21 protein-coding genes are annotated in these 24,944 nt (G+C 38.5%); 11 read left to right on the top strand and 10 right to left on the bottom strand.

The annotated features are described in order from the left end of the window. The first annotated feature begins 34 nt into the window (after nt 1–34). The 6 genes from BUL40_RS05450 to BUL40_RS05475 all read left to right on the top strand — a co-directional run bounded on the left by BUL40_RS05450 (nt 35) and on the right by BUL40_RS05475 (nt 5,399). Complete coding sequence (locus BUL40_RS05450; protein WP_244901825.1) at nt 35–565, top strand: DsrE family protein; 531 nt, start codon at nt 35–37, stop codon at nt 563–565. An 11-nt stretch (nt 566–576) separates the two neighbouring features. Then, complete coding sequence (locus BUL40_RS05455) at nt 577–1,854, top strand: amidohydrolase (protein ID WP_080318402.1); 1,278 nt, start codon at nt 577–579, stop codon at nt 1,852–1,854. A gap of 106 nt (nt 1,855–1,960) precedes the next feature. Then, entirely contained in the window at nt 1,961–3,526 is a 1,566-nt protein-coding gene (locus BUL40_RS05460) for an FMN-binding glutamate synthase family protein (protein ID WP_080318403.1), read from the top strand. A 3-nt stretch (nt 3,527–3,529) separates the two neighbouring features. After that, the gene (locus tag BUL40_RS05465) at nt 3,530–4,291 is read left to right on the top strand and encodes an OmpA family protein (RefSeq protein ID WP_080318404.1); all 762 of its coding nucleotides are present in this window, start codon (nt 3,530–3,532) and stop codon (nt 4,289–4,291) included. 5 nt (nt 4,292–4,296) lie between these two features. Beyond that, on the top strand, nt 4,297–4,800 hold the full coding sequence (locus BUL40_RS05470) for a DinB family protein (protein WP_080318405.1): 504 nt from the start codon (nt 4,297–4,299) through the stop codon (nt 4,798–4,800). A gap of 80 nt (nt 4,801–4,880) precedes the next feature. Then, the gene (locus tag BUL40_RS05475; protein ID WP_010516633.1) at nt 4,881–5,399 is read left to right on the top strand and encodes a DUF7935 family protein; all 519 of its coding nucleotides are present in this window, start codon (nt 4,881–4,883) and stop codon (nt 5,397–5,399) included. Between the two features lie 12 nt (nt 5,400–5,411). On the opposite strand, the gene BUL40_RS05480 is transcribed toward BUL40_RS05475, so the two are convergent. Then, nucleotides 5,412–6,326 carry a patatin-like phospholipase family protein gene (locus tag BUL40_RS05480; protein WP_010516631.1) on the bottom strand — a complete coding sequence of 305 codons (915 nt, stop codon included), beginning with the start codon at nt 6,324–6,326 and terminating at the stop codon, nt 5,412–5,414. Further along, a complete protein-coding gene (locus BUL40_RS05485) occupies nt 6,323–8,401 on the bottom strand; it encodes a M1 family metallopeptidase (protein WP_080318406.1) in 2,079 nt (692 codons plus the stop codon). Before BUL40_RS05485 ends, BUL40_RS05480 begins: the two co-directional genes overlap by 4 nt. Before the next feature lie 47 nt (nt 8,402–8,448). Between BUL40_RS05485 and recG the strand changes: the two genes are divergently transcribed. From recG to leuB, 5 genes are all read left to right on the top strand, one after another. Then, a complete protein-coding gene (gene recG / locus BUL40_RS05490; protein WP_080318407.1) occupies nt 8,449–10,554 on the top strand; it encodes an ATP-dependent DNA helicase RecG in 2,106 nt (701 codons plus the stop codon). Between the two features lie 122 nt (nt 10,555–10,676). Beyond that, complete coding sequence (gene leuC, locus BUL40_RS05495) at nt 10,677–12,086, top strand: 3-isopropylmalate dehydratase large subunit (RefSeq protein ID WP_080318408.1); 1,410 nt, start codon at nt 10,677–10,679, stop codon at nt 12,084–12,086. 57 nt (nt 12,087–12,143) lie between these two features. Continuing rightward, nucleotides 12,144–12,740, top strand: coding sequence for a 3-isopropylmalate dehydratase small subunit (gene leuD, locus BUL40_RS05500; protein ID WP_010516622.1), 597 nt, complete (start codon nt 12,144–12,146; stop codon nt 12,738–12,740). A 9-nt stretch (nt 12,741–12,749) separates the two neighbouring features. Beyond that, nucleotides 12,750–14,264, top strand: coding sequence for an alpha-isopropylmalate synthase regulatory domain-containing protein (locus BUL40_RS05505; RefSeq protein WP_010516620.1), 1,515 nt, complete (start codon nt 12,750–12,752; stop codon nt 14,262–14,264). 24 nt (nt 14,265–14,288) lie between these two features. After that, on the top strand, nt 14,289–15,344 hold the full coding sequence (gene leuB, locus BUL40_RS05510; RefSeq protein ID WP_080318409.1) for a 3-isopropylmalate dehydrogenase: 1,056 nt from the start codon (nt 14,289–14,291) through the stop codon (nt 15,342–15,344). A gap of 71 nt (nt 15,345–15,415) precedes the next feature. Here leuB and BUL40_RS05515 read toward each other — a convergent pair whose 3' ends face one another. The 8 genes from BUL40_RS05515 to ilvB form a co-directional block, all read right to left on the bottom strand. Continuing rightward, a complete protein-coding gene (locus tag BUL40_RS05515) occupies nt 15,416–16,642 on the bottom strand; it encodes an MFS transporter (RefSeq protein ID WP_080318410.1) in 1,227 nt (408 codons plus the stop codon). A 181-nt stretch (nt 16,643–16,823) separates the two neighbouring features. Next, nucleotides 16,824–17,537, bottom strand: coding sequence for a DUF4197 domain-containing protein (locus BUL40_RS05520; RefSeq protein WP_080318411.1), 714 nt, complete (start codon nt 17,535–17,537; stop codon nt 16,824–16,826). Nucleotides 17,538–17,634: 97 nt separating this feature from the next. Further along, nucleotides 17,635–19,224: an NADP-dependent glyceraldehyde-3-phosphate dehydrogenase gene (locus BUL40_RS05525; protein ID WP_080318412.1), complete on the bottom strand. Its 1,590-nt coding sequence runs from the start codon at nt 19,222–19,224 to the stop codon at nt 17,635–17,637. A gap of 46 nt (nt 19,225–19,270) precedes the next feature. Continuing rightward, nucleotides 19,271–20,536: a threonine ammonia-lyase gene (ilvA, locus tag BUL40_RS05530; protein ID WP_080318413.1), complete on the bottom strand. Its 1,266-nt coding sequence runs from the start codon at nt 20,534–20,536 to the stop codon at nt 19,271–19,273. A 50-nt stretch (nt 20,537–20,586) separates the two neighbouring features. Continuing rightward, complete coding sequence (gene ilvC / locus BUL40_RS05535) at nt 20,587–22,062, bottom strand: ketol-acid reductoisomerase (protein ID WP_080318414.1); 1,476 nt, start codon at nt 22,060–22,062, stop codon at nt 20,587–20,589. A gap of 26 nt (nt 22,063–22,088) precedes the next feature. Continuing rightward, nucleotides 22,089–22,619, bottom strand: a complete 531-nt coding sequence (gene ilvN, locus BUL40_RS05540) for an acetolactate synthase small subunit (RefSeq protein ID WP_010516606.1) — start codon at nt 22,617–22,619, stop codon at nt 22,089–22,091. 1 nt (nt 22,620) lies between these two features. Next, complete coding sequence (locus tag BUL40_RS05545; protein ID WP_080318415.1) at nt 22,621–23,169, bottom strand: O-methyltransferase; 549 nt, start codon at nt 23,167–23,169, stop codon at nt 22,621–22,623. 37 nt (nt 23,170–23,206) lie between these two features. Then, entirely contained in the window at nt 23,207–24,940 is a 1,734-nt protein-coding gene (gene ilvB / locus BUL40_RS05550; RefSeq protein WP_080318416.1) for a biosynthetic-type acetolactate synthase large subunit, read from the bottom strand. Between the last annotated feature and the right edge of the window lie 4 nt (nt 24,941–24,944).

Consider the following 24,944-nt stretch of genomic DNA (forward strand, 5'->3'; position numbering starts at 1 on the left):
TAATTATTTTTTGAATACCTTAGAAGGCATGAAAATGAACTTCTTACTTTTTTTCATGGGGCTATCCGTTATAACTTCTTATGCCCAAGAAAAAACAACTGGCCCAATAATTGAAAATTATGGTGCGGTCTGGGCGGTTGAAAATGCCGATTATAAAGTTGATAAAACGTTAGCTTTAAAAGTGGTTTTTGATATTATGGGCAGTCCAGAAGACACGTCCGCCTTAAATAGAAGCATAGAAACAGCTGCTCGTTTTTTAAATATGCACGCACAGGCGGGCGTATCAAAAGAAGATTTAAAAGTAGCTTTAGTTGTGCATAATACCGCCTCTAAAGACGTAATGGACAACCCATTTTATGAAAAAAAATATGGAACTAAAAATCCAAATAAAGAATTATTAGCTGCTTTAATGGATAATCAAGTTCAAATTATATTTTGTGGACAATCTTCCAATTCTAGAAACATACCCAAAGAGCAGCTTATAGATGGTGTTCAATTATCATTATCTGCAATGACTGCTTTAATACAATTACAAGACCAAGGCTATAGACTTGTTAAATTTTAAGTATCAATTTTATGAAAAAACTGTGCATTAGTTTTTTAGGGCTTTTGGCTGCCTTTAGTTACGGACAATCCGGTCTAGAAAAGTCATACAAAGACGTTGAAGAAAAGGTGATAGCGTGGCGGCATGATATTCACCAAAACCCAGAACTCAGCAACCGAGAGTTTAAAACTGCAGAAAAAATTGCCAAACATCTTAAAAGTTTAGGTATCGAGGTGCAAACTGGTGTTGCACATACAGGTGTTGTTGGGGTTTTAAAGGGTAAAAAGCCTGGAAAAGTGGTTGCCCTACGGGCAGATATTGATGCGCTACCGGTTACGGAAAGAAATAATTTACCATTTAAATCCGAGGTAAAAGCGGAGTTTTTAGGAGAAAATGTAGGAGTTATGCATGCCTGTGGTCATGACACGCACACGGCTATTCTCATGGGAGTGGCTGAGGTTTTGGCCAATAATAAAGATAAAATAAAAGGAACGGTTAAATTTATATTTCAGCCTGCAGAAGAAGGGCCACCACCAGGAGAAGAAGGTGGAGCTTTACTAATGGTTAAAGAAGGGGTGTTAAAGAATCCAGATGTAGATGCCATTTTTGGTTTACATATAAATTCTGAAACCCCAGTTGGCACAATCAGATACAAGAGCGGTGGTACTATGGCCGCAGCCCAAAGCTTTACGATAAAGGTTAAAGGAAAACAAAGCCATGGCTCGCAACCATGGTCTGGTGTAGACCCTATTTTAATAAGTGCAAAAATAATTGATGGTCTACAAACCATAATTAGTAGAGAGTCTGAGCTAACTAATGAAGCGGCGGTAATTACGGTAGGTAAAATTAAAAGCGGGGTTCGTTTTAATATTATTCCAGAAAGTGCCGAAATGATAGGTACTATTAGAACGTTGGATTATGATATGAAAGACCATATTAACAAACGTATGAAAGAGATGGTTGCTACCATTGCTAAAGCCTATGGTGGAGAAGCTACTTGTGAAATAAAAGACGCTACGGATATTACCTATAATGATCCTGCGCTAACGGCCAAGATGATTCCAACATTAGAAAGGGTTGCCGGTAAAGACCAAGTAGTAACGCAAAAAGCAATTACCGGGGCAGAAGACTTTTCGTATTTCCAAAGAGAAGTACCTGGCTTTTTCTTTTTCTTAGGAGGAATGGCACCTGGGACTACAGAATCTTACCCGCACCACACGCCAGATTTTTTAATAGACGATGCTGGAATGCAATTGGGTGTTAAAGCTATGACAGAACTAACATTAGATTATTTAAATACGACAAAGTAATTTCTATAACCTATTTAATGGCCCAAGATATTTATATAGATGTCTTGGGCTTTTTTTATGGCGATATATAAAAGTTTACGATTTTTGCTGCATAAATACCACATTGATGAACGAATTGTTAGAAACCCTTGGCTACCTACCATGGTGGGCCTACCTGCTAATATTTTTGGCCTTAGTTGCTTTCTGGGATATTTTTATTCAGCGAAAACATACCATAAAACACAATTTTCCTATAGTAGGTCATCTACGGTATTGGTTAGAAAGTATAGGACCAGAAATGCGCCAATATTTTGTGGCCAACAATAGGGAGGAACTTCCATTTAACCGTATAGAACGTGGCTGGATCTATGCTTCTGCCAAGAATGAAAACAATTACGAAGGCTTTGGTACAGATCGTGATATTTACGCACATCAGCATTTGTTCGTAAAAAACGCTATGTTGGCATATCAGCTTCCTGCTGGTCATCCCAATACTACGGACCCTTATTTTTTACCTTGTGCAAAAGTGATGGGTGCCTACCATAAACGTAAAAAACCCTTTAGGCCTGCTTCTATCATCAATGTTTCTGCCATGAGCTTTGGTTCACTTTCTGCTGCGGCCGTAGAGGCTATGAATAATGGTGTTTTAAAAAGTGGCGCATACCACAATACTGGAGAAGGTGGTCTTTCTCCTTATCACAAAAAAGGAGGTGATGTTATTTTTCATTTTGGTACCGGATATTTTGGTGTACGTTCTGAAGATGGTAATTTTTCCATGGAAAAAATGAAAAAGCTAACTGCGGAAAATCCCCAGATCAAAGCAATAGAAATAAAACTAAGCCAAGGTGCCAAACCTGGAAAGGGCGGTGTATTACCAGGGGCTAAAATTACACCTGAAATTGCGGAGATTAGAGGTGTACAAGTTGGAAAAGATGTGCTATCACCATCTACCCATAAAGCGTTTAATACCATAGAAGAATTGGTGGTATTAATAGAAGAAATTGCCAATGAGACAGGGCTTCCTGTAGGTATTAAAGGAGCTATTGGTAAATTATCCCAATGGGAAGAATTAGCAGATTTAATGAAAAAAACAGGGAAAGGACCAGATTTCATTACCGTAGATGGTGGTGAGGGTGGTACTGGTGCCGCACCTCCAAGTTTTGCAGACCATGTTTCTTTACCTTTTTCTTATGGCTTTACAGCTATTTACAGGCTTTTTCAAGAAAGAGGTTTAACACAACATATCGTGTTTATTGGTAGTGGTAAATTAGGGTTTCCGGCTAAAGCTGCCATGGCTTTCGCCATGGGCGTAGATGTCATAAATGTTGCCAGAGAAGCTATGATGAGTATTGGTTGCATACAAGCACAAGTATGCCACACAAACAGATGCCCTGCAGGTGTGGCTACACAAAGCAAATGGTTACAATCTGGTATTAATGTTCCCTTAAAGTCCGATCGGTTGGCTCAATACTTTAAAACCTTTAGAAAAGAACTTCTAGAAATAACACATGCAGCAGGTTATGAACATCCCTGCCAATTTAATATGGAAGATGTACAAGTAAATGTGGATGATGATTATCTTAGCAGCGATTTACGAAGAGTTTATCGCTATCAAAAAGACCAAGTTCCCTTCAACGGGATGGCATCATTAAAATCATGTGAATATTTAGGAACATTGCCTAACAAATCTTAATTTATGAAAAGACTTTTACCCCTATTTCTTATACTAGCCGTGACAACTATTCATGCGCAGAAGAAATCAGAATTAATAGCCGAAGTATCTCAATTAAAAAGAGAAATTACCGTTTTAAAGGATACCATTGCCAAGGCTAAAAGAGAAATGAACAAGAGTAACTCTACAGCAAAACTTTTGGCGGCAGAAAATGCAGAGCTTAGAGATGCCAATAACACCTTACTAGGCAATCTAACCAACTTTTCAAAAATTTCTAAAAAAAACACAGAGACCGTGAACAATGCATTGGCAACACTTTCCGCCAAAGAAAAACAAATGCGCATTATTACGGATACTTTTTCTAGTAACGACTCTACGGCTATTGCTATCCTAACACAAGCCAAGCAAACCTTAGGCCCTGATGCCACGGTTGGAATTGCTGGTGGAGACATTGTTATATCTAATGGCCTACCAACCCTATTTGGCTCGGACAGTGGGGTAGTTTTAACCACGGCAGGTAAAGATTGGGTTAACCGTATAGCGGAAATTATTAAGAAAAACCCATCTAGAACGGTAGCAATAGAAGGATTAAATATTACAGGGGAGTTCGACCTAACCTATAAACAAGTACAAGCCGTTGCAAACGGCCTTAATGCCATAGAAGGCATAGGTGCGGAAAAGCTACAATTATTAGCAAAAGACGGTAACTTTTCTGAGGGGGTTCAAATACGTTTGGCGCCAGATTACAAGGGGTTTTATACCACCATGAAATCAGAATTTAAATAATATTAATGCCACAAGAAGAATTTTGGTTGTCCGGTCCTGTACCGGACATTCCTGTTTTAGCACAACCCGCAGCACATGCTTTGTTGCAATCCTTACGCGAATTAAAAGAATTGTTGATTGATTTTCCTGAGGAGCAATTATGGAAAAATGTTGGCGAAAGAGCTTCTGTAGGCTTTCATGCGCAGCATTTAACAGGCGTGTTAGATAGGTTATTAACGTATGCAAAAGGAAAAGAGCTAACCAGCGAACAGTTTAATTATTTAAAAAACGAAGGGACTCCAAATACAGCAATAACTCCTATAGCACTCATAAAAAATTTTGAAGCTAAGGTAGAGGAAGCCTTAAACTATTTTAAAACCTTAAATACAGAAACTATTCTTACCAATAGAACCGTGGGTAGAAAACACTTACCTACCAACATTTTAGGTCTCATTTTCCATGCTGGGGAGCACAGCCAACGGCATATAGGGCAACTACTGGTCACCGCAAGTTTTTTAAAGGAAAATTAGATAATAAAGATTCCCATATACTTTTTGTTTTTGGTTTGCGTTTTCATATCAACAAACAACCAAAAGAGAATAATAACATTATGAGTACAGAAAATATCCTTCAATTATTTGGTTTTTTATTACCCGCAGTGGTTACTGGGGTTGTTGCTTTTTACTTTTTTAAAATGCATACTAAAAATGAAGAAGGCAGAAGAAGGTATCTACTACACAAAAATACCACTAAAGACACCTTACCTATTAGATTACAAGCCTATGAGCGTATGGCCTTATTTTTAGAACGAATTGCTATTAATAACCTAGTTGTAAGGGTGCATCCCGTAGGACAGGATAAAAGCAATTATGAAAACCTTTTGATCAAACAAATTGAAAACGAATTTGACCACAACCTATCACAACAAATATACATGACCGATCAGTGTTGGAATATTATTAAAGCTGCAAAAAATGCAACTATACAGGCTATAAGGTCTGCCGCCATGAGCGAGTCTGACACGGCCGACAAGCTTAGGGAAGATATCCTTAACCAATCTATGGAAAAATCATCTCCTTCTGTTACTGCACTTGCTTTTGTTAAAAAAGAAATTTCCGAACTCTGGTAACACTGCGTTTAACTATTCCTGCAAGTCTGGTTCTATTGGCATGCTTTCCTCATTTTTGTTTTTAGCATAGAGAAAGCCCTTTTTCCACCATAGGGTCATTTTTTCCTTATCAAAAATTAGTGAATTGGTAGTTAGCACAGTTGGTGTGTAGTACAAATTTATAATAGCATCGTTTTGGCTGGCTACCAATTTACCTATACGTATATTCTGATTTTCTATTCGGTCTAAAACAAAAGAAAACATACTGGTAAGTACTTCAAACGCATTTCTAGATGGCATTCTATTGTAATTGCTTACTTCTGTACGTAGAACAATAACATCTACCTCTGTAGCTCCTCTTTTAATAGCTTCTTCTATAGGTACCAATGTTCCCAAGCCCCCATCTGCATATTCACAACCATTCTTACGCACCAAACTCATAAAAGGCGTGTAGTTAGAAGAAATCCAAATCCAATCACAAAACTCATCGTAATTAAAATCGTTGACCGATTTGTATTCTACCTGATTTAAGGAAAGATTTGATACGGTTACCACAACATTTTTTGGACCGTTTTTTAAAGCTTCAAATTCTTCTCTGGTAATACTATTTCTAATTAGTTTTCTTAAGTTCTCGCTCTCACCAAAGGTCTTTTTACCACGCATCCAGTTTTTAAGAATGTTCCAGTGGTTCATACCAATAATATCTGAGCCATATTTTTTACGAACCACAAAAGGGCAATTGCTAAAAATACTGTCTTGATTTACGTTGGAATAGATATTTCGAATCTTATCAATCTTATTTAAGGCCAAATGACTAATCAATAAACTACCGGTAGAAGTACCCACAAAAATATCGTACTCCCGTTTATCGTTCTGTATTAAATATTGCGCCACACCACCAGCAAAAGCACCTTTGCTTCCACCGCCAGATATTACCAATGCCCTCATTCTGTCAATAATTTAGAAATTAGCTCTTTTTCAGTCTCAGATAAGCTAGGTTGTAAATCTTCTAGCCTTGCTGCCATATTTGGCAAACTTACTAAATGTTGTAGTTGCCTTTTGGCAAATAAACGAAACTGCCAAGAATGATGCTGTGTAGCTTGCACCAAATTACGTAAACTACTATCACTAAGTGCTTGTATCTGAATTAAGTAACGAAATGCATTAATGCGGACCTCAAAATTATATTCTGGCGCAGTAAAAGCGTTTAACTCCTCATAATACTGCTTTTTAGCGGATGAATTATATTGCTCCGTAATCAAAGCTAGGGTTAACCAAAGTATACGTAAACTTTTATTGGGCAAACCCTCTACAGTAGACAGACTATCCAAGTAAAATGACCCACGTTCTGGAAATTGCTGCCAAAGTACTAGTAAAGCATATTCTTGGGTTAGGTAGCTATCGTCTTTTAACAAGGTTTCAAAATCAGTTTGCAATTGGGCTGGTATCTGCTCTAGATTGGCTATAATAGCTTGCCTAACGAGCAACTCCCCTTCCATCAATATTTTCTGCAGTGTTGGTGTATCTAACTGGTTAACATAGCGTTTTATAAATTCCTTTTTAAATCCTATGGGAGCTTTACTATTATAGAAGTTTGTTACGTTTTCTTTGGTAATTACGGTAGAACTTTCAATAGTTGTGGCTAATTCTTCTAACCTTTTAATAGAGGGGTCTTTCTTTTTTAAATATGCTAGTGCAGAAGCTTTAGGAAATTCAGATGCTACCAACCATTTTTTTCTAAATTCCTCTAAATCTTTACCAGAGGCTTTTTCCATCACGGCTAAAAAATCCGCCACAGTTGCATTTTTAAAACTATATGCTAATAAATACGTTTGTATGCCTTTTTTAAAAGCTCTGTCTCCCACCAAATCTTGCAATAGTACCAATGCCCAAGCGCCTTTCTCATAAAAAGTTAGGCTACTAGCCTTTGGGTCTAATAAAGATTCGCCATTGCCTTTCTCCGATTCAGCAATTAACTTTTGGGCGGTTTCATACAACTTCCAATAGTAGTAATCGTCCCCAAACACCTCCTTTTCAGCTAAATAAGCATAATAGGTAGCAAAACCTTCTTGCAACCAGTGATGCGCTCCGCTTACTTCTGTAACTAGATTGCCAAACCATTGGTGCGCCAACTCGTGTGCATTTACATTTACATAGTTTTTATCTACAAATCCTTTTTCATCTATCATATATTGGTCAGAAAACAGTGTACAGCTGGTATTTTCCATCCCTCCATACATAAAATCGTGTACGGGTACTTGTTTGTAATTTTGCCATGGGTACGGAACGCCAATTTCTTGCTCCAAAAAATTAAAGTGTTCTGTGGTGTACTTATAGGTTGGCGCTACCCTACTACTATCTTTTTGATTGTAATACAAGATAATGGGGACGCGCGTACTTGATTCTCTGGTTTCTTCTTTAAAATCACCAATGGCAAAGGCTACTAGATAACTGCTCATAGGGTGCTCCATATTCCAACTCCAGGTTTGCTTGTCCTTATGGCTTGTTTTAGTCATAAGTTCACCATTAGTAACTACAGCTAATTGTTTTGGTGCGGTAATAGACAAGTCAAATTCCACTTTTTCTGTCATATCATCAAAACTGGGCAGCCAATGTCTCGTATATTTTCCCTGCCCTTGCGTCCAAATTTGTTCATTGCCTACCATGACATCATCCCACCCAAAAAAATATACCGTTTGTTTTGGTCTTGCCAGATAATCAATATACAAACTATATTCTCCCGGCTTTTCAGGCGATTTAAACCCCAGTTTCTTTCCCGTATTTACGTATTCAATGGTGGTTCCATTCAATCTAAAATTAATTATATTGATATTCTCCGCATCCAAAAAAATACTGTCTACCTTACGTTGTACCAAAAACGTATACTCAACGCTACCTTGTACCGTTTTTTCTATACCATTTGGTTCAATTGCAATAGCAGCATGGATAAAATCAACGGCTTGTTGTTTCTGTGCAAAACCATTTAAACACCAACAAAACAGTAAAAGTGAAAAGAATCTCATAAATTGGCTAAATCAAAAGCTAGACCAATTTAGCTATTTTTAATCGGATGAAACCCAACTTGCTTTACACACCCTTGGTTTACCTAAAAGGTGTTGGCCCTAATCGTGCCGAGACCTTAAAAAGTGAGCTAGGCCTTGAAACGTATGGCGATCTACTGCAATTTTATCCCAATCGGTATCTAGATAAAACCCAATATTATAAAATCTCGCAGTTGCACAATAGCGGAGCAGATGTACAAATAGTAGGTAAGATTGTGCATCTAAAAACCGTGGAACAAAAACGTGGAAAACGCTTAGTAGCTACATATGTAGACGAAACGGGACAAATGGAATTGGTTTGGTTTAGAGGTCACAAATGGATAAAAGAGAACATAAAAATGAATACCCCTTACGTGGTTTTTGGTAAGGTAAATCGTTTTGGGAGTACCTTTTCCATGCCACATCCAGAAATGGAATTACTTAAAGACCACCAAGCCGGACTTAAAATAAGTATGCAACCCATTTATCCGTCTACGGAAAAACTTACCAATAAAGGCATTACCAACAAGGTAGTAAGTAAAATGGTGCAACAATTGTTCATGGAAACCAAGGCTAATTTTTCAGAAACTTTGAGCCAAGGGTTACTCAACGAATTGAATTTATTACCAAGACCGGAATCTTTACTTAATATTCATTTCCCAAAAAGTCAAGATTTATTGGCTAAAGCACAGTTTCGATTGAAATTTGAGGAGTTATTTTACGTACAACTGCAATTACTATCTAAAAAGGCAGTGCGAAAACGCAAGATAAAAGGAATGCCTTTTACCGCCGTAGGCGAAAAATTCAATGAATTTTATGCCAATCACCTACCATTTGAGCTTACCAATGCCCAAAAACGGGTGATAAAAGAGATTCGTAATGATATGGGCAGTAGTGCACAAATGAACCGTTTATTGCAAGGCGATGTTGGTTCTGGTAAAACTATTGTTGCCTTAATGTGTATGCTTTTGGCCATAGATAACAGCTACCAAGCCTGTCTAATGGCACCTACCGAGATTTTGGCACAGCAGCATTACAATGGATTAAAAGAATTATTGCATAAAACCGACATAAAAATTGCCTTATTAACTGGTTCAACCAAAAAGGCAGAACGTACATTTTTGCACAACCAATTAGAAAATGGCAATCTTAACATCTTGGTTGGTACCCATGCCGTTTTAGAAGATAAAGTACAGTTTAAAAATCTAGGGTTAGCCATCATAGATGAACAACATCGTTTTGGGGTTGCCCAACGGTCTAAACTGTGGCAGAAAAACACCATTCCTCCCCACATTTTAGTTATGACCGCCACTCCAATTCCAAGAACCTTGGCCATGAGTTTGTATGGCGATTTGGATATTTCCGTAATAGATGAACTACCGCCTGGCCGCAAACCTATTAAAACCGTGCATCGTTTTGATGCCAACCGATTAAAAGTTTTCCGTTTTATAAAAGACGAAATAGAAAAAGGTAGACAAATTTATGTGGTTTATCCACTGATTCAAGAAAGCGAAGCCCTTGATTATAAAGACCTAATGGATGGTTATGAGAGTATTGCACGGGAGTTTCCTTCTCCCAAATACCAAATCTCCATTGTTCACGGACAAATGAAGCCGCAAGACAAGGATTATGAAATGGATCGCTTTGTTAAGGGTGAAACACAAATTATGGTAGCTACCACCGTAATAGAAGTGGGTGTTAACGTGCCCAATGCGTCCGTTATGATTATTGAGAGTGCAGAAAAATTTGGACTATCCCAGTTACATCAGCTCCGTGGGCGTGTAGGAAGGGGTGCCGAGCAGAGTTTTTGTATTCTAATGACGAGCCATAAACTATCTGAAGATGCTAAAACACGCCTAGAAACCATGTGTAGAACCAATGATGGATTTGAAATTGCCGAAGTTGACCTAAAATTACGCGGACCAGGTGATTTAATGGGTACACAACAAAGCGGAATGTTAAATCTTAAAATTGCTGATATTGTTAAAGATAATCCTATTCTAAAATTGGCACGTTACCATGCTATCCAATTGCTTAAGAACGACCCAAAATTAGAACAACCAGACCATCATGTAATTAGAAATACCTATACGCAACTAGTTAAGGGTAAAGGACTTTGGGGCTACATTAGTTAAACTGACCCAACTGTAACAATAGCCAACTTTTCTGTTGAACATCGTAATTTCATGTCCTACCCTACCCTGTTGAAACAATGCTATTGCTTAGATTTGAAAGCTAAATTTGTAATTACAGAGACATGGGTAAAACGCTTTTTGATAAAGTTTGGGATTCACACGTTGTTAAGAATATAGAAAACGGTCCGGACGTCCTATTTATAGACCGTCATTTGGTACATGAGGTAACAAGTCCGGTAGCCTTTTTAGGTCTTAAAAACAGAAATATTCCTGTTTTGTATCCAAATAGGACTTTTGCAACGGCAGACCACAATACCCCTACTATAAACCAACACTTACCAGTAAAAGACGAATTATCTGCAAATCAGCTAAAAGCATTAGAGAAAAATGCAGGTGAACATGGTATTCCTTACTGGGGCCTTGGACATGAAAAAAACGGAATTGTACACGTAATAGGTCCAGAAAACGGAATTACCGTTCCTGGTGCAACTATCGTGTGTGGAGATTCCCATACTTCTACTCACGGTGCTTTTGGTGCCATTGCCTTTGGTATTGGAACATCAGAAGTAGAAATGGTATTGGCCAGCCAATGTATAATGCAGCCAAAGCCTAAAAAAATGCGAATTAATATTGAGGGCGAATTAAGCACGGCGGTTACGCCAAAAGACGTTGCCCTATTTATTATATCTAAACTTACCACTTCTGGCGCTACGGGTTATTTTGTAGAATACGCTGGTAGCGTTTTTAGAGAAATGAGTATGGAAGGCCGTATGACGGTTTGTAACTTAAGTATAGAAATGGGTGCCCGTGGTGGTATGATTGCCCCAGACGAAAAAACATTTGAATATGTTAAAGGAAGAGAGTTTGCACCTAAAGGCACAGACTGGGATAAAGCCATGGCTTATTGGGAAACCTTATATACTGAAGATGACGCTACGTTTGACAAGGAGTTAACTTTTGCGGCCAGCGAAATAGAACCTATGATTACCTACGGTACCAATCCAGGTATGGGCTTTGGTATTAGCAACTCTATCCCAACGGCGGAACAAATAGACGGAGCTAAAGCAACCTTTGCTAAGTCATTAGCCTACATGGAGTTCAACGAGGGCGATTCTATGATTGGTAAACCAATAGATTTTGTGTTCTTAGGAAGTTGCACCAACGGGCGAATTGAGGATTTTAGAGCTTTTGCTTCTATAATTAAAGGAAGAAAGAAAGCAGATAATGTAACGGCTTGGCTAGTTCCTGGTTCTCATAAGGTAGAAGCTGCCATTAAAGAAGAAGGAATTTTAGACATTTTACAAGAAGCTGGTTTTGAATTGCGAGAGCCTGGTTGCTCTGCTTGTTTAGCTATGAACGATGACAAGGTGCCTGCAGGCAAATATGCGGTAAGCACCAGTAACCGAAACTTTGAAGGCAGACAAGGTCCTGGCTCTAGAACACTTTTGGCAAGCCCGCTAGTTGCAGCAGCAGCAGCGGTAACGGGCAAGGTAACAGACCCAAGGGAATTAATGCAATTGCAAGAAGCATAATCAATCTAAAATCTAAATATTTCTGCTCTAGCGGAAATCAAAATAAAGCATACGACTATGGCATACGATAAATTTGAAGTTTTAACGAGTACCGCAGTACCTTTACCTATAGAAAACGTAGATACAGACCAGATTATTCCTGCTCGTTTCTTAAAAGCAACAGAACGTAAAGGATTTGGAGACAACCTTTTCCGTGATTGGAGATACAACAATGACGGAACTCCCAAAGAAAGTTTTGTACTAAATAATGCCCAATACGGCGGTAAAATTCTTGTAGGTGGTAAAAACTTTGGTTCTGGTTCCTCTAGAGAACATGCTGCTTGGGCAGTATACGATTATGGGTTTAGATGTGTAGTATCTAGTTTCTTTGCAGACATTTTTAGAAACAATTGTTTAAATGTTGGCGTATTACCGGTACAAGTGAGTCCAGAATTTTTAGAAAAGATTTTTAGGGCGATTGAAAAGAATCCACACACAGAACTAAAGGTAGATTTACCTTCACAAACCATTACGCTTTCAGAAACCGGAGAATCAGAATCTTTTGATATCAACGAATACAAAAAAGGGAACCTTTTAAACGGCTTTGATGATATAGATTACCTCCTAAATTTAAAAGAAGACATTAAGGAATTCGCTAGTTCTAGACCTATTTAATAACATTGCATGGCGAGAACCATAGAAATAATGGATACCACCCTAAGGGATGGTGAACAAACCTCTGGAGTGTCTTTTACTGCCTCAGAAAAGCTCACTTTGGCCAAACTATTGCTAGAAGAACTAAAGGTAGACCGTATAGAAATTGCATCGGCACGTGTTTCCGAAGGGGAATTTCAAGCTGTCAAGAACATTACTTCTTGGGCCGCAGAGGCCAATTGCATAGATAAGGTAGAGGTTTTAACCTTTGTTGATGGTGGCAATTCTATAGATTGGATGCTTAAAGCTGGTGCAAGGGTGCAAAACCTGCTTACTAAGGGTTCTCTTAATCATTTAACCCATCAACTTAGAAAAACACCCGAGGAACATTTTAAAGCTATTGAGGAAACCATTGTACAGGCTAAAGCAAACGGTATTGCCACTAATGTTTACTTAGAAGATTGGAGCAATGGCATGCGTAATTCTCAAGATTATGTATTTCAATTTCTAGACTTTTTAACCCAACAACCTATTCAACGGGTTTTGTTACCAGATACCTTAGGCGTGCTTACACCAAAAGAAACGCATCAGTATATTTCTAAAATAGTAGCGCGTTATCCTAACACACATTTTGATTTTCATGGTCATAACGACTATGATTTAAGTGTAAGCAATGTCATGGAAGCTCTAGAGGCCGGTTGTCATGGATTACACCTTACCGTGAATGGTATGGGAGAACGTGCCGGTAATGCACCGCTAGCTAGTACCATTGCGGTAATCAATGATTTTTTACCAGAAATTGAAACCAGAGTACAGGAATCTAGCTTATACAAAGTAAGTAAATTGGTTTCTACGTTTACAGGATTTGGCATCCCAGCCAACAAACCAATTGTAGGAGAAAATGTTTTTACCCAAACTGCTGGAATACATGCAGATGGTGATAATAAAAATAATCTTTACTTTAATGATTTGTTGCCAGAACGTTTTGGTAGAAAACGGCAGTATGCCTTAGGAAAAACTTCTGGAAAAGCCAATATTTTAAAGAATTTACAAGAGCTAGGACTTACCCTTAATGAAGATGAGGTAAAAAAGGTTACCGAAAGGATTATAGAGCTGGGCGATAAGAAGGAAAAAGTTACCAAAGAAGACTTACCCTACATTATTTCTGATGTATTGGACAGTAGTGCCTTTCAACAAAAGGTCTTTATAAAATCCTATGTTCTTACACATGCTAAAGGATTAAAACCTTCTACTACCCTATCCATAGAGATTGAAGGGAAAATTTTTGAAGAAAATGCACAAGGCGATGGACAGTTTGATGCCTTCATCACTGCCTTGAAAAAAATATACAAACAAATTGACCGTGAGCTTCCAAAGTTGATAGATTATGCCGTACGTATACCACCAGGCAGTAATTCTGATGCCCTTTGCGAAACCATGATAACATGGAAGACCAAGAAGCAGGATTTTGTAACAACGGGCTTGGATTCTGACCAAACGGTATCTGCAATCAAGGCCACGGAAAAAATGTTGAACTTAATTTGATAACCACACTTAGATACTACATACATGAAATTAAATATTGCCTTATTGGCAGGAGACGGAATTGGACCAGAAGTTATAGATCAAGCGGTTAAAGTTAGTGATGCCGTAGCCCAAAAATTTGGGCACGATATTACTTGGAAGCCTGCACTTACTGGTGCAGCTGCCATTGACGCCGTGGGAGAGCCTTATCCGGACGAGACACATGAAGTTTGTGCTAATGCAGATGCTGTCCTATTTGGCGCAATAGGCGACCCACGTTTTGACAATGACCCTTCTGCAAAAGTAAGACCAGAACAAGGCCTATTAAAAATGCGTAAAAAACTGGGGTTGTTCGCCAATGTACGTCCAACTTTCACTTTTCCTTCTTTAATAGATAAATCACCTTTAAAAAGAGACCGTATAGAAGGAACCGATTTAATAATCCTTAGGGAACTAACCGGTGGAGTATACTTTGGTGAAAGAGGTAGACTAAATGATGGTGACACCGCTTTTGACACCATGACGTATCATCGTTTTGAAATTGAGCGCTTGGCTAAAAAGGGTTTTGAAATGGCTTTAAAACGTGGAAAAAGATTGTGCTGCGTGGATAAAGCTAACGTTTTAGAGGCTTCTCGTCTTTGGAGAGAAACCGTACAAGCCATGGAAAAAGATTACCCAGAAGTAGAGGTAACTTATGAATTTGTAGATGCCGTAGCCATGCGTTTAATACAATGGCCCAAAGGATATGATGTAATAATTACCGCTAACCTATTTGGCGATATTTTAACCGATGAGGCTTCTGTAATCTCTGGATCTATGGGACTAATGCCTTCCTCTTCTGTTGGGAGTGAAGTTTCTTTATATGAACCTATACACGGCTCGTATCCACAAGCTGCGGGTAAAGACATCGCTAATCCGTTAGCAACGGTATTATCTGCCGCAATGCTTTTTGAGGATAAAGGGCTTTCTGAAGAAGCGCAAGCTATCCGTAATGTGGTAAACAAATCTTTAGCAGAAGGTATCGTAACCGAAGATTTAGCTGAAGGTGGTAAGGCGTACAAAACCTCGGAGGTTGGGGATTGGTTGGCCAAAAACATTTAAGCCATAACTTATAATAACCAAAAAAGGCCTGAACTAAGCATTCAGGCCTTTTTTTATTTCTTTAAAATACATTAGCAACAAGAGGCTAACTGTTTTTTTTGTTTCTCGGCTTTTACTTTTTGCTTTCTATAAACCATAATACCAACAGCAATTAGAACACCTAAACCAGCCAAAATAGCACCTACCACACTGGCTGCAGTTACGCTAAATCCAAAAACCAATGGTAGTCCGGCTAAATATGCACCAGAAGCATTACCTATATTAAATGCACTTTGGTTCATTGAAGCACCAATTTTCTCAGCTCCTTTTGCACTATTGATAATTGCCATTTGCAAGGGCGCGGCAACCGTAAAGGTGATTAATCCAATAGAAAAGGCTAAAACCAATACTACAATGGCATTAAATGCAAAAAAGGAATTAATCAATAAAACCAGGCTCATTGCTGTTAAACTTATTATCACCGATTTTAAAGGCTTATATACCTCTGCCATTCTAGCGCCAATAAAATTACCTAACACCATTCCTGCACCAGCAATTACCATAGCATAGCTTACCACGTACTCTGGTAAATTGGCCACATCCGTTATCAAAGGAGCAATATAACTGTACCATGCAAAAAAACCACCTGTACCTATGGCCGTTAAAGCAATTATGGCCCATAGCTCTCCGTTTTTGAATACTGGTACATTAGCCTTAGGCTGCTCTTTTTCATCGGATTGCTGTTTTACCTCACCATCAATTTTAGGCATCCAGAAAAAGATGCTCAAAAAAGTTAGTATACCAACAATACCCACTAGGAAAAAAGAGATGCTCCAGCTATAGGTTTGTCCTAGATAGGTACCTAATGGAACACCTATCAAATTCGCAACGGTTAAGCCCGAAAACATTATGGCGATAGCTTGGGCCGCCTTTCCTTCTTTTGCTAAAGTAGTGGCAACTATAGAGCCAATTCCAAAAAATGCACCGTGTGGTAAGCCGGATAAAAAGCGCATGCTCAACATGGTATAGTAATTTGGAGAAAAGGCAGACAAAGTATTGAAAACCGTAAACCAAACCATTAATAGCAATAACATTTTTCTAGAAGGCAATTTATCGCACATAGAGGCTAATAAAGGTGCGCCTACTACAACACCTAAAGCATATGCCGCTATAAAGTGCCCTGCCTCTGGAATACTTACCTGTAAACCATTTGCTACCTCTGGTAAAATACCCATGATAACAAACTCGGTTAAGCCAATTCCAAAACCACCTAAGGCTAATGAAAGTAAGGCTTTTTTATTGTTGAATTTTTTCTCCATTTATAGTTGCTTATCAGTTCGTTTTTAATGAACAATTAGGGTACAAAAATGCAATATCACCATAGTTCTCAAAACGATTGAATTTGCAAATATCTATGCTATTTTAACAACAAAAAACAACTAAGGATTAATTGTATGTTAAAATAGTGCAAAATTGAGTTTGCAATTGTGCACCACTAGTTTATTGTAGTGCAAATACTTTCTGCAATAACGCGGTAGTTCTAGAAGATACAGAATTTCTAATTTCTTTTTCTTTGTCGCCTACTTTTACAAACAAACCGTCAATTGCCTGATTGGTTACGTACTCTGTCAAATTTGGATTTACCGGTTTCACCAATGGAACGGTATTGTATTTCTGAATAATAGTTGCCCAAATATCGTTTGCTCCTACTTTATCTAATGAAGCAGCAATTTTTGGTTCAAAAGCAGCTGCTAATTTAGTAGAGGTACTACCCTCTAAATATTCAGTAGCGGCCAGATCATTGGAAGATGTCAAAATGGTTTTAGCATCGGCAAAAGTAAAATCCTTAATGGCCTGCACAAAGATTGGTTTTGCTTCGCTCACTGCATCTTCTGCAGCCCTATTCAATACCTTCAATCCTTCATCTGCTAAGTTAGACAGGCCTATTTTACGCAGTGTTGCGTCTACCTTCTGTAGTTCTTCTGGTAATAAAATTTTGACCGCTTCATCTTTGAAGTAACCATCTTCCTTATTCAAGATATTTACCCCTTCTACCACACCAAACTCAAGTGCTTGTTTTAAACCGCCAATGATTTCTTCTTGGGTTACCGGACCACCTGTGGTAGGCAAATTATTTACTACTTGTTGCAATTCTGCGCAGCTGCCAAAAGTGAGCAACACTGCTAATACTATTGTAATTTTAGATATTTTCATAGTTACTATTTTTAAAGTATTCCAAAAGTATAACAATCCACAAAAAAAGCCCTTGTTAAAACAAGGGCCGCACAGTTTTAATTCTAGTTAATTGCAATTATAATATGTAATCCGTACTTAAAAAGTTGCTCACCTTAGCTTCTAATAGTTGCTCTACTGTTTCATTGTTCACCTCATTGTCTTTAAAGGCAACAAACGTTCTAATACTAAAAGAACGTAAAGCATCGTGCACGCTCAAAGTTGCTTGCGCAGAGTCTTTTCTCCCTGTAAACGGGTACACGTCTGGTCCGCGTTGGCAAGAACTGTTCAGGTTTACCCTACAAACCAAGTTGGCCAAAGTATCAATTAAAGGCGATAAGGTATAAACGTCTTTACCAAATAGACTCACCTGTTGTCCGTAATTAGATTCTGCCATATCATCTAAAGGTTCAGAAATATCCTTGAAAGACAACACGGGTACTACTGGTCCAAATTGCTCTTCTTGGTACACACGCATATCCTTTGTTACGGGATACAATACCGCTGGCCAAATGTAATTATCAAAACGCTGCCCGCCTTTTTCGTTCATAATCTTAGCACCTTTTGCTATGGCGTCATCTATTAATTCTTGAATATAATCTGGTTTTCCAGGTTCTGGTAGTGGCGTAAGCTTAACGCCATCTTCCCATGGATTACCAAATTTTAGAGCATCGATAGCCTTGGTATATTTCTCAAAAAATTCGTCTTTAACCTCTTCGTGAACATAAACCACTTTAAGAGCGGTACACCGTTGCCCGTTAAATGAGGTTGTCCCAGCAATAACTTCGTTCACCGTTAAATCCATATTTGCATCCGGTAGCACTATGGCCGGATTTTTAGCTTCGAGCCCCAAAACTAATCTTAGCCTATTGCTTTTTGGATGTTGCTCTTGCAATGCATTGGCCGATTTACTATTACCAATTAATGCCAAAACGTCTACTTTTCCTGTTTGCATAATTGGCGCAGCAACTGCCCTACCCCTACCAAAAAGAATATTGACCACACCTTTTGGAAAACTACTTTGAAACGCCTCAAGTAAAGGTGCTATTAACAAAACCCCATGTTTTGCAGGCTTAAAAATAGTAGTGTTACCCATGATTATCGCGGGAATTAATAGCGCAAACGTCTCGTTTAAAGGATAATTGTAAGGGCCTAAGCACAATACAACTCCCAAAGGTCCACGGCGTATGTGTGCATAAACGCCATCATGCTTTTGAAATTTAGCCGAGTCTCTATCTAACTGCTTGTAATCTTCTATTGTATCGTAAATGTATTCAACGGTACGATCAAATTCTTTGTAAGAATCGGGCTTAGACTTCCCTATTTCCCACATTAAGAGTTTAACTACCTCTTCTCTTTTGGCCTCCATCTTTTTTACAAAGGTTTCCATACACTCAATACGGTCCTTTACTTTCATGGTAGGCCACAAGCCCTGACCTTGGTCATACGCTTTTAAAGCTGCATCTAATGCATCTAGAGCCTCTTTTTCTCCCATATCTGGGATACTTCCTAAAATGGTAGGTTGGTAATCTTCTGTACTAGAAATAGTGGAAATAACTTCTGTTGTAGCGCCATTCCACGCTCTAAGTTCACCATTGACTAAATAATGCCTTTGGTGTTTTTGTTCTTTTATTTGAAATTCTTCAGGAATTTGTGGTGTTGTTGTCATGCTAAGTGTTCTTGTATTTAATCCCTTTTTTAAGTTAGATTTAAGTTTAAATCAAGTATTGAAACAAATCTGGCTTATCATTTAAATAGTCGCCAAAAAAGTTATTTTCTTTCATACGTTTAATCAGTGGCTCCAAGTCTAAAGGCGACTGCAACTCTATACCCACAACGGCCGGTGCATCTTCCCTACTAGACTTTTTAGAATATTCAAAATGGGTTATATCATCTGTAGGCCCTAAAATATCTGCCACAAATTGTTTTAATGCCCCAGGTCTTTGCGGAAAACGAACAATAAAATAATGTTTTACCTTACCATATAACAGCGCTCGTTCTTTAATTTCTGCAGTTCTAGTAATATCATTGTTACTACCACTAACAATACAGACCACATTTTTACCCTTTAATCGCTCGCTAAATTGACCCAATGCCGCAATAGTTAACGCACCAGCAGGTTCTACAACTATAGCATCCCTGTTGTACAAGTCTAAAATGGCCTGGCAAACCAAACCTTCTGGCACTGTAACCATCTGACTCAAATGCTGTTTACAAATATTAAAATTAAGTGTTCCTACGCGCTTTACCGCAGCGCCATCTATAAATTTATCAATTTCTTCAAGTACTGTTACATTACCCAACTCCATGGATTTTTTCATGGAAGGAGCACCTTCTGGTTCTACCCCGATTATCTGGGTGTTGGGAGACAATTCTTTAAAAACCGAACAGATACCAGACACCAAACCACCACCACCAACAGGTACAAAAACATAATCTATAGGCATTTTAGTTTGGTTGAGCAGTTCTAGACCAACAGTGGCTTGTCCTTCTATAATCTTTGGGTCGTCGAATGGGTGCACAAACGTTTTACCTTGCTCATCACATTCCTTTTGGGCTGCCAGATAGGCATCATCAAAAGTATCACCGCTTAAAACTACGGTAACCCAATCGCCACCAAACATTTTGGTTTGGTCTATCTTTTGTTTTGGGGTTACCACTGGCATGTAAATGGTTCCTTTAACCCCAAGATGGCTACAAGCAAACGCTACACCCTGTGCATGATTACCCGCACTGGCACAAACCACTCCATTTTCCAATGCTTCTTTGGAAAGTGAATGAATTTTATTGAAAGCACCACGAATTTTGTAGCTACGTACCCGTTGTAAGTCTTCGCGTTTTAACAATACATTAGCCCCAAGTGCTTTGCTTAGCCGTATACTTTCTTGCAAAGGTGTTTCTTCTGCGATACTACTTATGGTAATCGCAGCTTGCTGTATTGCACTTATTTTGGGAACATACGTATTACTTTCTTCTTTCATTCAAAAAAAGATATAAAAAAAGGCAGGTTTTGAACCTGCCTTGTATTGTTTTAAGCTATCGGTTTCATTGCGGTCATTGAGGCTCGTAAACGCGCCCCTACTACTTCTACCGGGTGTTCTCTTAAGGCTTTGTTCACAGCAATTAATCGTTGGTTATCCACACCATTTCCTTGGCCCGCTGCAAACGGCTTGCCAATTACGTCTGTGTCTACGGTTTTCATAAAATCCGCCAACAAAGGTTTACAAGCATGATCAAACAAATAACAACCGTATTCTGCCGTATCAGAGATTACACGATTCATTTCAAATAACTTTTTACGTGCAATAGTATTCGCAATAAGTGGTGTTTCGTGTAACGATTCGTAATAAGCAGATTCTGCAATAATTCCGGATTCAGTCATGGTTTCAAATGCCAATTCCACACCAGATTTTACAAACGCCACCATTAACACGCCATTATCGTAAAATTCCTGCTCAGTTATTTCAATTTCACCTGCGGGAGTTTTTTCAAAATTAGTTTCGCCTGTCTCCGCTCTCCACGTTAATAGGTTTTTATCATCATTAGCCCAATCTTCCATCATTGTTTTGGAGAAATGACCGCTCATAATATCGTCCATATGCTTTTGGAACAATGGACGCATAATTTCTTTTAACTCTTCTGCCAAGTCAAAAGCTTTTATTTTAGCAGGATTAGATAGACGGTCCATCATGTTGGTAATACCACCTTGCTTAAGACCTTCTGTAATGGTTTCCCAACCGTACTGTATCAATTTTGAGGCATAACCCGCATCTATGCCTTTGGCTACCATTAAATCGAAGCTTAGGATAGAACCTGTTTGCAACAAACCACATAGAATAGTTTGCTCACCCATTAAATCTGACTTTACCTCTGCTACAAAAGAAGACTCTAACACACCTGCTCTATCGCCACCCGTTGCTGCTGCATAAGCTTTAGCCTGTTCTAACCCTTTACCTTCTGGGTCGTTTTCTGGATGTACCGCTATAAGGGTTGGCACACCAAAACCTCTTTTGTATTCTTCCCTAACCTCAGATCCTGGAGACTTAGGTGCCACCATAATTACCGTAAGGTCTTTACGTACCTGCATGCCTTCTTCTACAATGTTAAAGCCGTGAGAATAAGACAAGGTTGCGCCTTTCTTCATCAGAGGCATTACGGCGTTTACCACGTTGGTATGCTGCTTGTCTGGCGTAAGGTTAATGACTACATCTGCAATAGGAATCAATTCTTCATAAGTACCACAAACAAAGTTGTTTTCTGTAGCATTTTTATACGATTGTCTTTGTTCTTTAATGGCTGCATCCCTTAAGGCATAAGATACATCTAAACCAGAATCTCTCATATTAAGACCTTGATTCAGACCTTGGGCTCCGCAACCAACAATTACAATTTTCTTTCCTTTTAGTGCAGATACACCATTCGCAAATTCATGAGTATCCATAAATCGGCATTTTCCCAATTGCGTTAATTGGTCACGAAGCGATAGTGTATTAAAATAATTTGTCATTTTATACGTGTTTATTGGTATTACTTTTAGTTATTCAATTGAAATTCTTCTAATAAATTGGAAATTGGCATGGTTTCCTTAGAAACGGAAATACGACCTGAACGTACAAATTGTAAAATACCGAACGGTTCAAAAGCATCGTGCATTTCATCAATTTCATTTCTTCTACCTGTTTTGGCCAATACAAAAAAGTCTCTTGCTACCGTAACAATGGTAGCATTATGCTCTTTAATTATATTCTGAATTTGACGCTCATCAAACAACAAATCAGAATCTATTTTAAAGATGGCAGATTCCTGATAAATTATTTCATCGTCTGTATGATAAAAGGCTTTTATAACTTCTATCTGCTTTTCTATTTGTTGTACAATTTTACGTGTCCAATCTTCTGTAGTAAATACAACGATAGTGAATTTAGAAACATTCTCAATTTCTGATTTAGAAACATTTAAACTCTCTATATTAATGTGTCGCTTTAAGAATATTCCTGATATTCTATTTAATAATCCAACACTATTTTCTGAATATACCGAAATGGTAAACCATTGATTTTCCATATTATCTCTTTTTAACTGCGATTACAATCCCAGTTGACCAATCCATTTTGGTTAGCGTTAATTCTACTTTACTTTCTAATTTTTCAATAAGATTATTCACGTTATCTTGATGACCTTCTGGCCAATTAATTTGTTCAATCATGTCATCAATGATATATATACCGTTTGGATTCAACAAGTCTATTGTTTCTTCTAACAATTCATATTTTCCGGGCCATGCATCAGCGAATATTAAATCGAATTTTGCCCCCTTATAGTTAATAATCCAATCAGATGCATCTTGTGTAATTAATTCAACTCTAGCATCATGTTCAAAATATTTTCTAGCAATTTCTATATAATTAGATTCTACATCTATAGAAATGACATAGCCATTTTCATCCAAACCATCAAGTATCCAAGACAATGATAAGCCAAGGCCTGTTCCTAGTTCCAAAACCCTCCCATTTGGTTTAGATGCAACCAAAGTTCTTAACAACATACCCAAATTACCATCTGATTCCATCTCAAAATCTAAGCGCTTTGCTTCTGTAACAATAGCGTCAGTCATTAAGGGCTTCTTAAATAGAGTTGTTAAAGACATTTTCTTACTTTAAACGAATATCAGATACGGATGCACCAGAAGGAATCATAGGAAAAACATTATCCTCTTGTTCTACCACAACCTCAAGGAAATACGGACCATCATACTCCATCATTTCCTTGATACCCGCTTCTAAATCTTTTCTTTCTTCTATTCGGTTCGATTTAATGTGATACCCTTCCGCTATTTTAACGAAGTCAGGATTAGTCATTACCGTAGAAGCATATCGCTTGTCAAAAAACAATTCTTGCCATTGACGCACCATACCTAGGTGATTGTTGTTAAGTACCACAATTTTAACGCCCACATTATGTTGAAAAATGACACCCAATTCTTGAATGGTCATTTGGTAACCGCCATCACCAATAATTGCTACCACAGGACGCTCTGGAGCCCCCATTTTAGCACCTATGGCTGCTGGTAGCGCAAAACCCATAGTACCCAAACCACCAGAAGTGATGTTGCTTTTACTTTGACGGAATTTGGCATAGCGACAACCTATCATTTGGTGTTGCCCCACATCCGTAACCACAACCGCTTTTTGGTCCGAAGCTATATTGATTCCTTCTATCACCTCTCCCATGGTTAGACCAGGTTTGGTTGGATGAATATCGTTCTTAATTACCGCTTCAAATTCTTCTTGATATTTTTTATCAAACTCCGCTTTCCATGCCTCGTGTGAGTTCTCTTTTACCTTTGGTAATAACAATTTTAAGGACGCTTTACAATCTCCTAAAACCGCTACATCTGCCTTGACATTTTTATTGATTTCTGCTGGGTCTATCTCAAAATGGATAACCTTGGCTTGTTTGGCATAGGTATCTAAGCTACCCGTAACCCGGTCATCAAAACGCATCCCAATAGCAACTAACAAATCGCACTCATTGGTTAACACATTAGGGCCGTAATTACCGTGCATACCCACCATACCTACGTTGAGCGGATGTTCGGTATCCATTGCGGAAAGTCCCATGATAGTCCAGGCTGCAGGAATGCCCGCTTTTTCTACCAATCGTTTTAATTCTTCTTCCGCCTCTCCAAGAATTACGCCCTGCCCAAAAACTATCATGGGCTTTTTAGCCGAATTGATAAGTTCTGCCGCGGCAGAAATGGCATTTTCGTCTGGCTCACTTACAGGTGTATAGCTACGTACGCCGGTACATTTTTCATACGTAAAATCAATTTCATCAAACTGAGCATTCTTAGTAATATCTACTAATACAGGTCCTGGTCTACCAGAACGTGCTATATAAAATGCCTTTGCCAAAATTTCTGGAATCTCAGACGCCTTGGTAATTTGATAGTTCCACTTGGTAACAGGTGTAGAAATACCAACAATATCCGTTTCTTGAAAAGCATCAGAACCCAATAAATGCCTGGGCACCTGGCCCGTAATACAAACCATTGGTGTTGAATCTATTTGTGCATCTGCCAACCCGGTGACCAAATTGGTTGCTCCTGGTCCCGAAGTAGCCATTGCCACCCCTACTTTACCACTTACTCTTGCATACCCTTGCGCGGCATGCGTAGCACCTTGTTCGTGGCGTGTAAGAATATGGGTAAGTTTATCTTGGAACTTGTACAACTCGTCATACACGGGCATTATAGCCCCTCCTGGATACCCATAAATTAAATCTACACCTTCTGCCAGCAAACAATGAATTATAGCCTCTGCACCTGTAACTCTCATGCTTTTTTGTTTTGCTGATTTATCTTCTGTTACTTTTAATGTTTCCATAAAC

This window comes from Croceivirga radicis (assembly GCF_002072105.2).
GTDB lineage: Bacteria > Bacteroidota > Bacteroidia > Flavobacteriales > Flavobacteriaceae > Croceivirga > Croceivirga radicis.

Bases quoted from the DNA above. Each gene is read 5' to 3' on its own strand.
- BUL40_RS05515 (WP_080318410.1), bottom strand. From the start codon at position 16,642: ATGGAGAAAAAATTCAACAATAAAAAAGCCTTACTTTCATTAGCCTTA.
- BUL40_RS05450 (WP_244901825.1), top strand. From the start codon at position 35: ATGAACTTCTTACTTTTTTTCATGGGGCTATCCGTTATAACTTCTTAT.
- BUL40_RS05505 (WP_010516620.1), top strand. From the start codon at position 12,750: ATGGCGAGAACCATAGAAATAATGGATACCACCCTAAGGGATGGTGAA.
- leuD (WP_010516622.1), top strand. From the start codon at position 12,144: ATGGCATACGATAAATTTGAAGTTTTAACGAGTACCGCAGTACCTTTA.
- leuB (WP_080318409.1), top strand. From the start codon at position 14,289: ATGAAATTAAATATTGCCTTATTGGCAGGAGACGGAATTGGACCAGAA.
- ilvB (WP_080318416.1), bottom strand. From the start codon at position 24,940: ATGGAAACATTAAAAGTAACAGAAGATAAATCAGCAAAACAAAAAAGC.
- BUL40_RS05475 (WP_010516633.1), top strand. From the start codon at position 4,881: ATGAGTACAGAAAATATCCTTCAATTATTTGGTTTTTTATTACCCGCA.
- BUL40_RS05485 (WP_080318406.1), bottom strand. From the start codon at position 8,401: ATGAGATTCTTTTCACTTTTACTGTTTTGTTGGTGTTTAAATGGTTTT.
- BUL40_RS05545 (WP_080318415.1), bottom strand. From the start codon at position 23,169: ATGACTGACGCTATTGTTACAGAAGCAAAGCGCTTAGATTTTGAGATG.
- BUL40_RS05455 (WP_080318402.1), top strand. From the start codon at position 577: ATGAAAAAACTGTGCATTAGTTTTTTAGGGCTTTTGGCTGCCTTTAGT.
- BUL40_RS05480 (WP_010516631.1), bottom strand. From the start codon at position 6,326: ATGAGGGCATTGGTAATATCTGGCGGTGGAAGCAAAGGTGCTTTTGCT.
- BUL40_RS05460 (WP_080318403.1), top strand. From the start codon at position 1,961: ATGAACGAATTGTTAGAAACCCTTGGCTACCTACCATGGTGGGCCTAC.
- ilvN (WP_010516606.1), bottom strand. From the start codon at position 22,619: ATGGAAAATCAATGGTTTACCATTTCGGTATATTCAGAAAATAGTGTT.
- recG (WP_080318407.1), top strand. From the start codon at position 8,449: ATGAAACCCAACTTGCTTTACACACCCTTGGTTTACCTAAAAGGTGTT.
- BUL40_RS05470 (WP_080318405.1), top strand. From the start codon at position 4,297: ATGCCACAAGAAGAATTTTGGTTGTCCGGTCCTGTACCGGACATTCCT.
- ilvA (WP_080318413.1), bottom strand. From the start codon at position 20,536: ATGAAAGAAGAAAGTAATACGTATGTTCCCAAAATAAGTGCAATACAG.
- ilvC (WP_080318414.1), bottom strand. From the start codon at position 22,062: ATGACAAATTATTTTAATACACTATCGCTTCGTGACCAATTAACGCAA.
- BUL40_RS05525 (WP_080318412.1), bottom strand. From the start codon at position 19,224: ATGACAACAACACCACAAATTCCTGAAGAATTTCAAATAAAAGAACAA.
- BUL40_RS05465 (WP_080318404.1), top strand. From the start codon at position 3,530: ATGAAAAGACTTTTACCCCTATTTCTTATACTAGCCGTGACAACTATT.
- leuC (WP_080318408.1), top strand. From the start codon at position 10,677: ATGGGTAAAACGCTTTTTGATAAAGTTTGGGATTCACACGTTGTTAAG.
- BUL40_RS05520 (WP_080318411.1), bottom strand. From the start codon at position 17,537: ATGAAAATATCTAAAATTACAATAGTATTAGCAGTGTTGCTCACTTTT.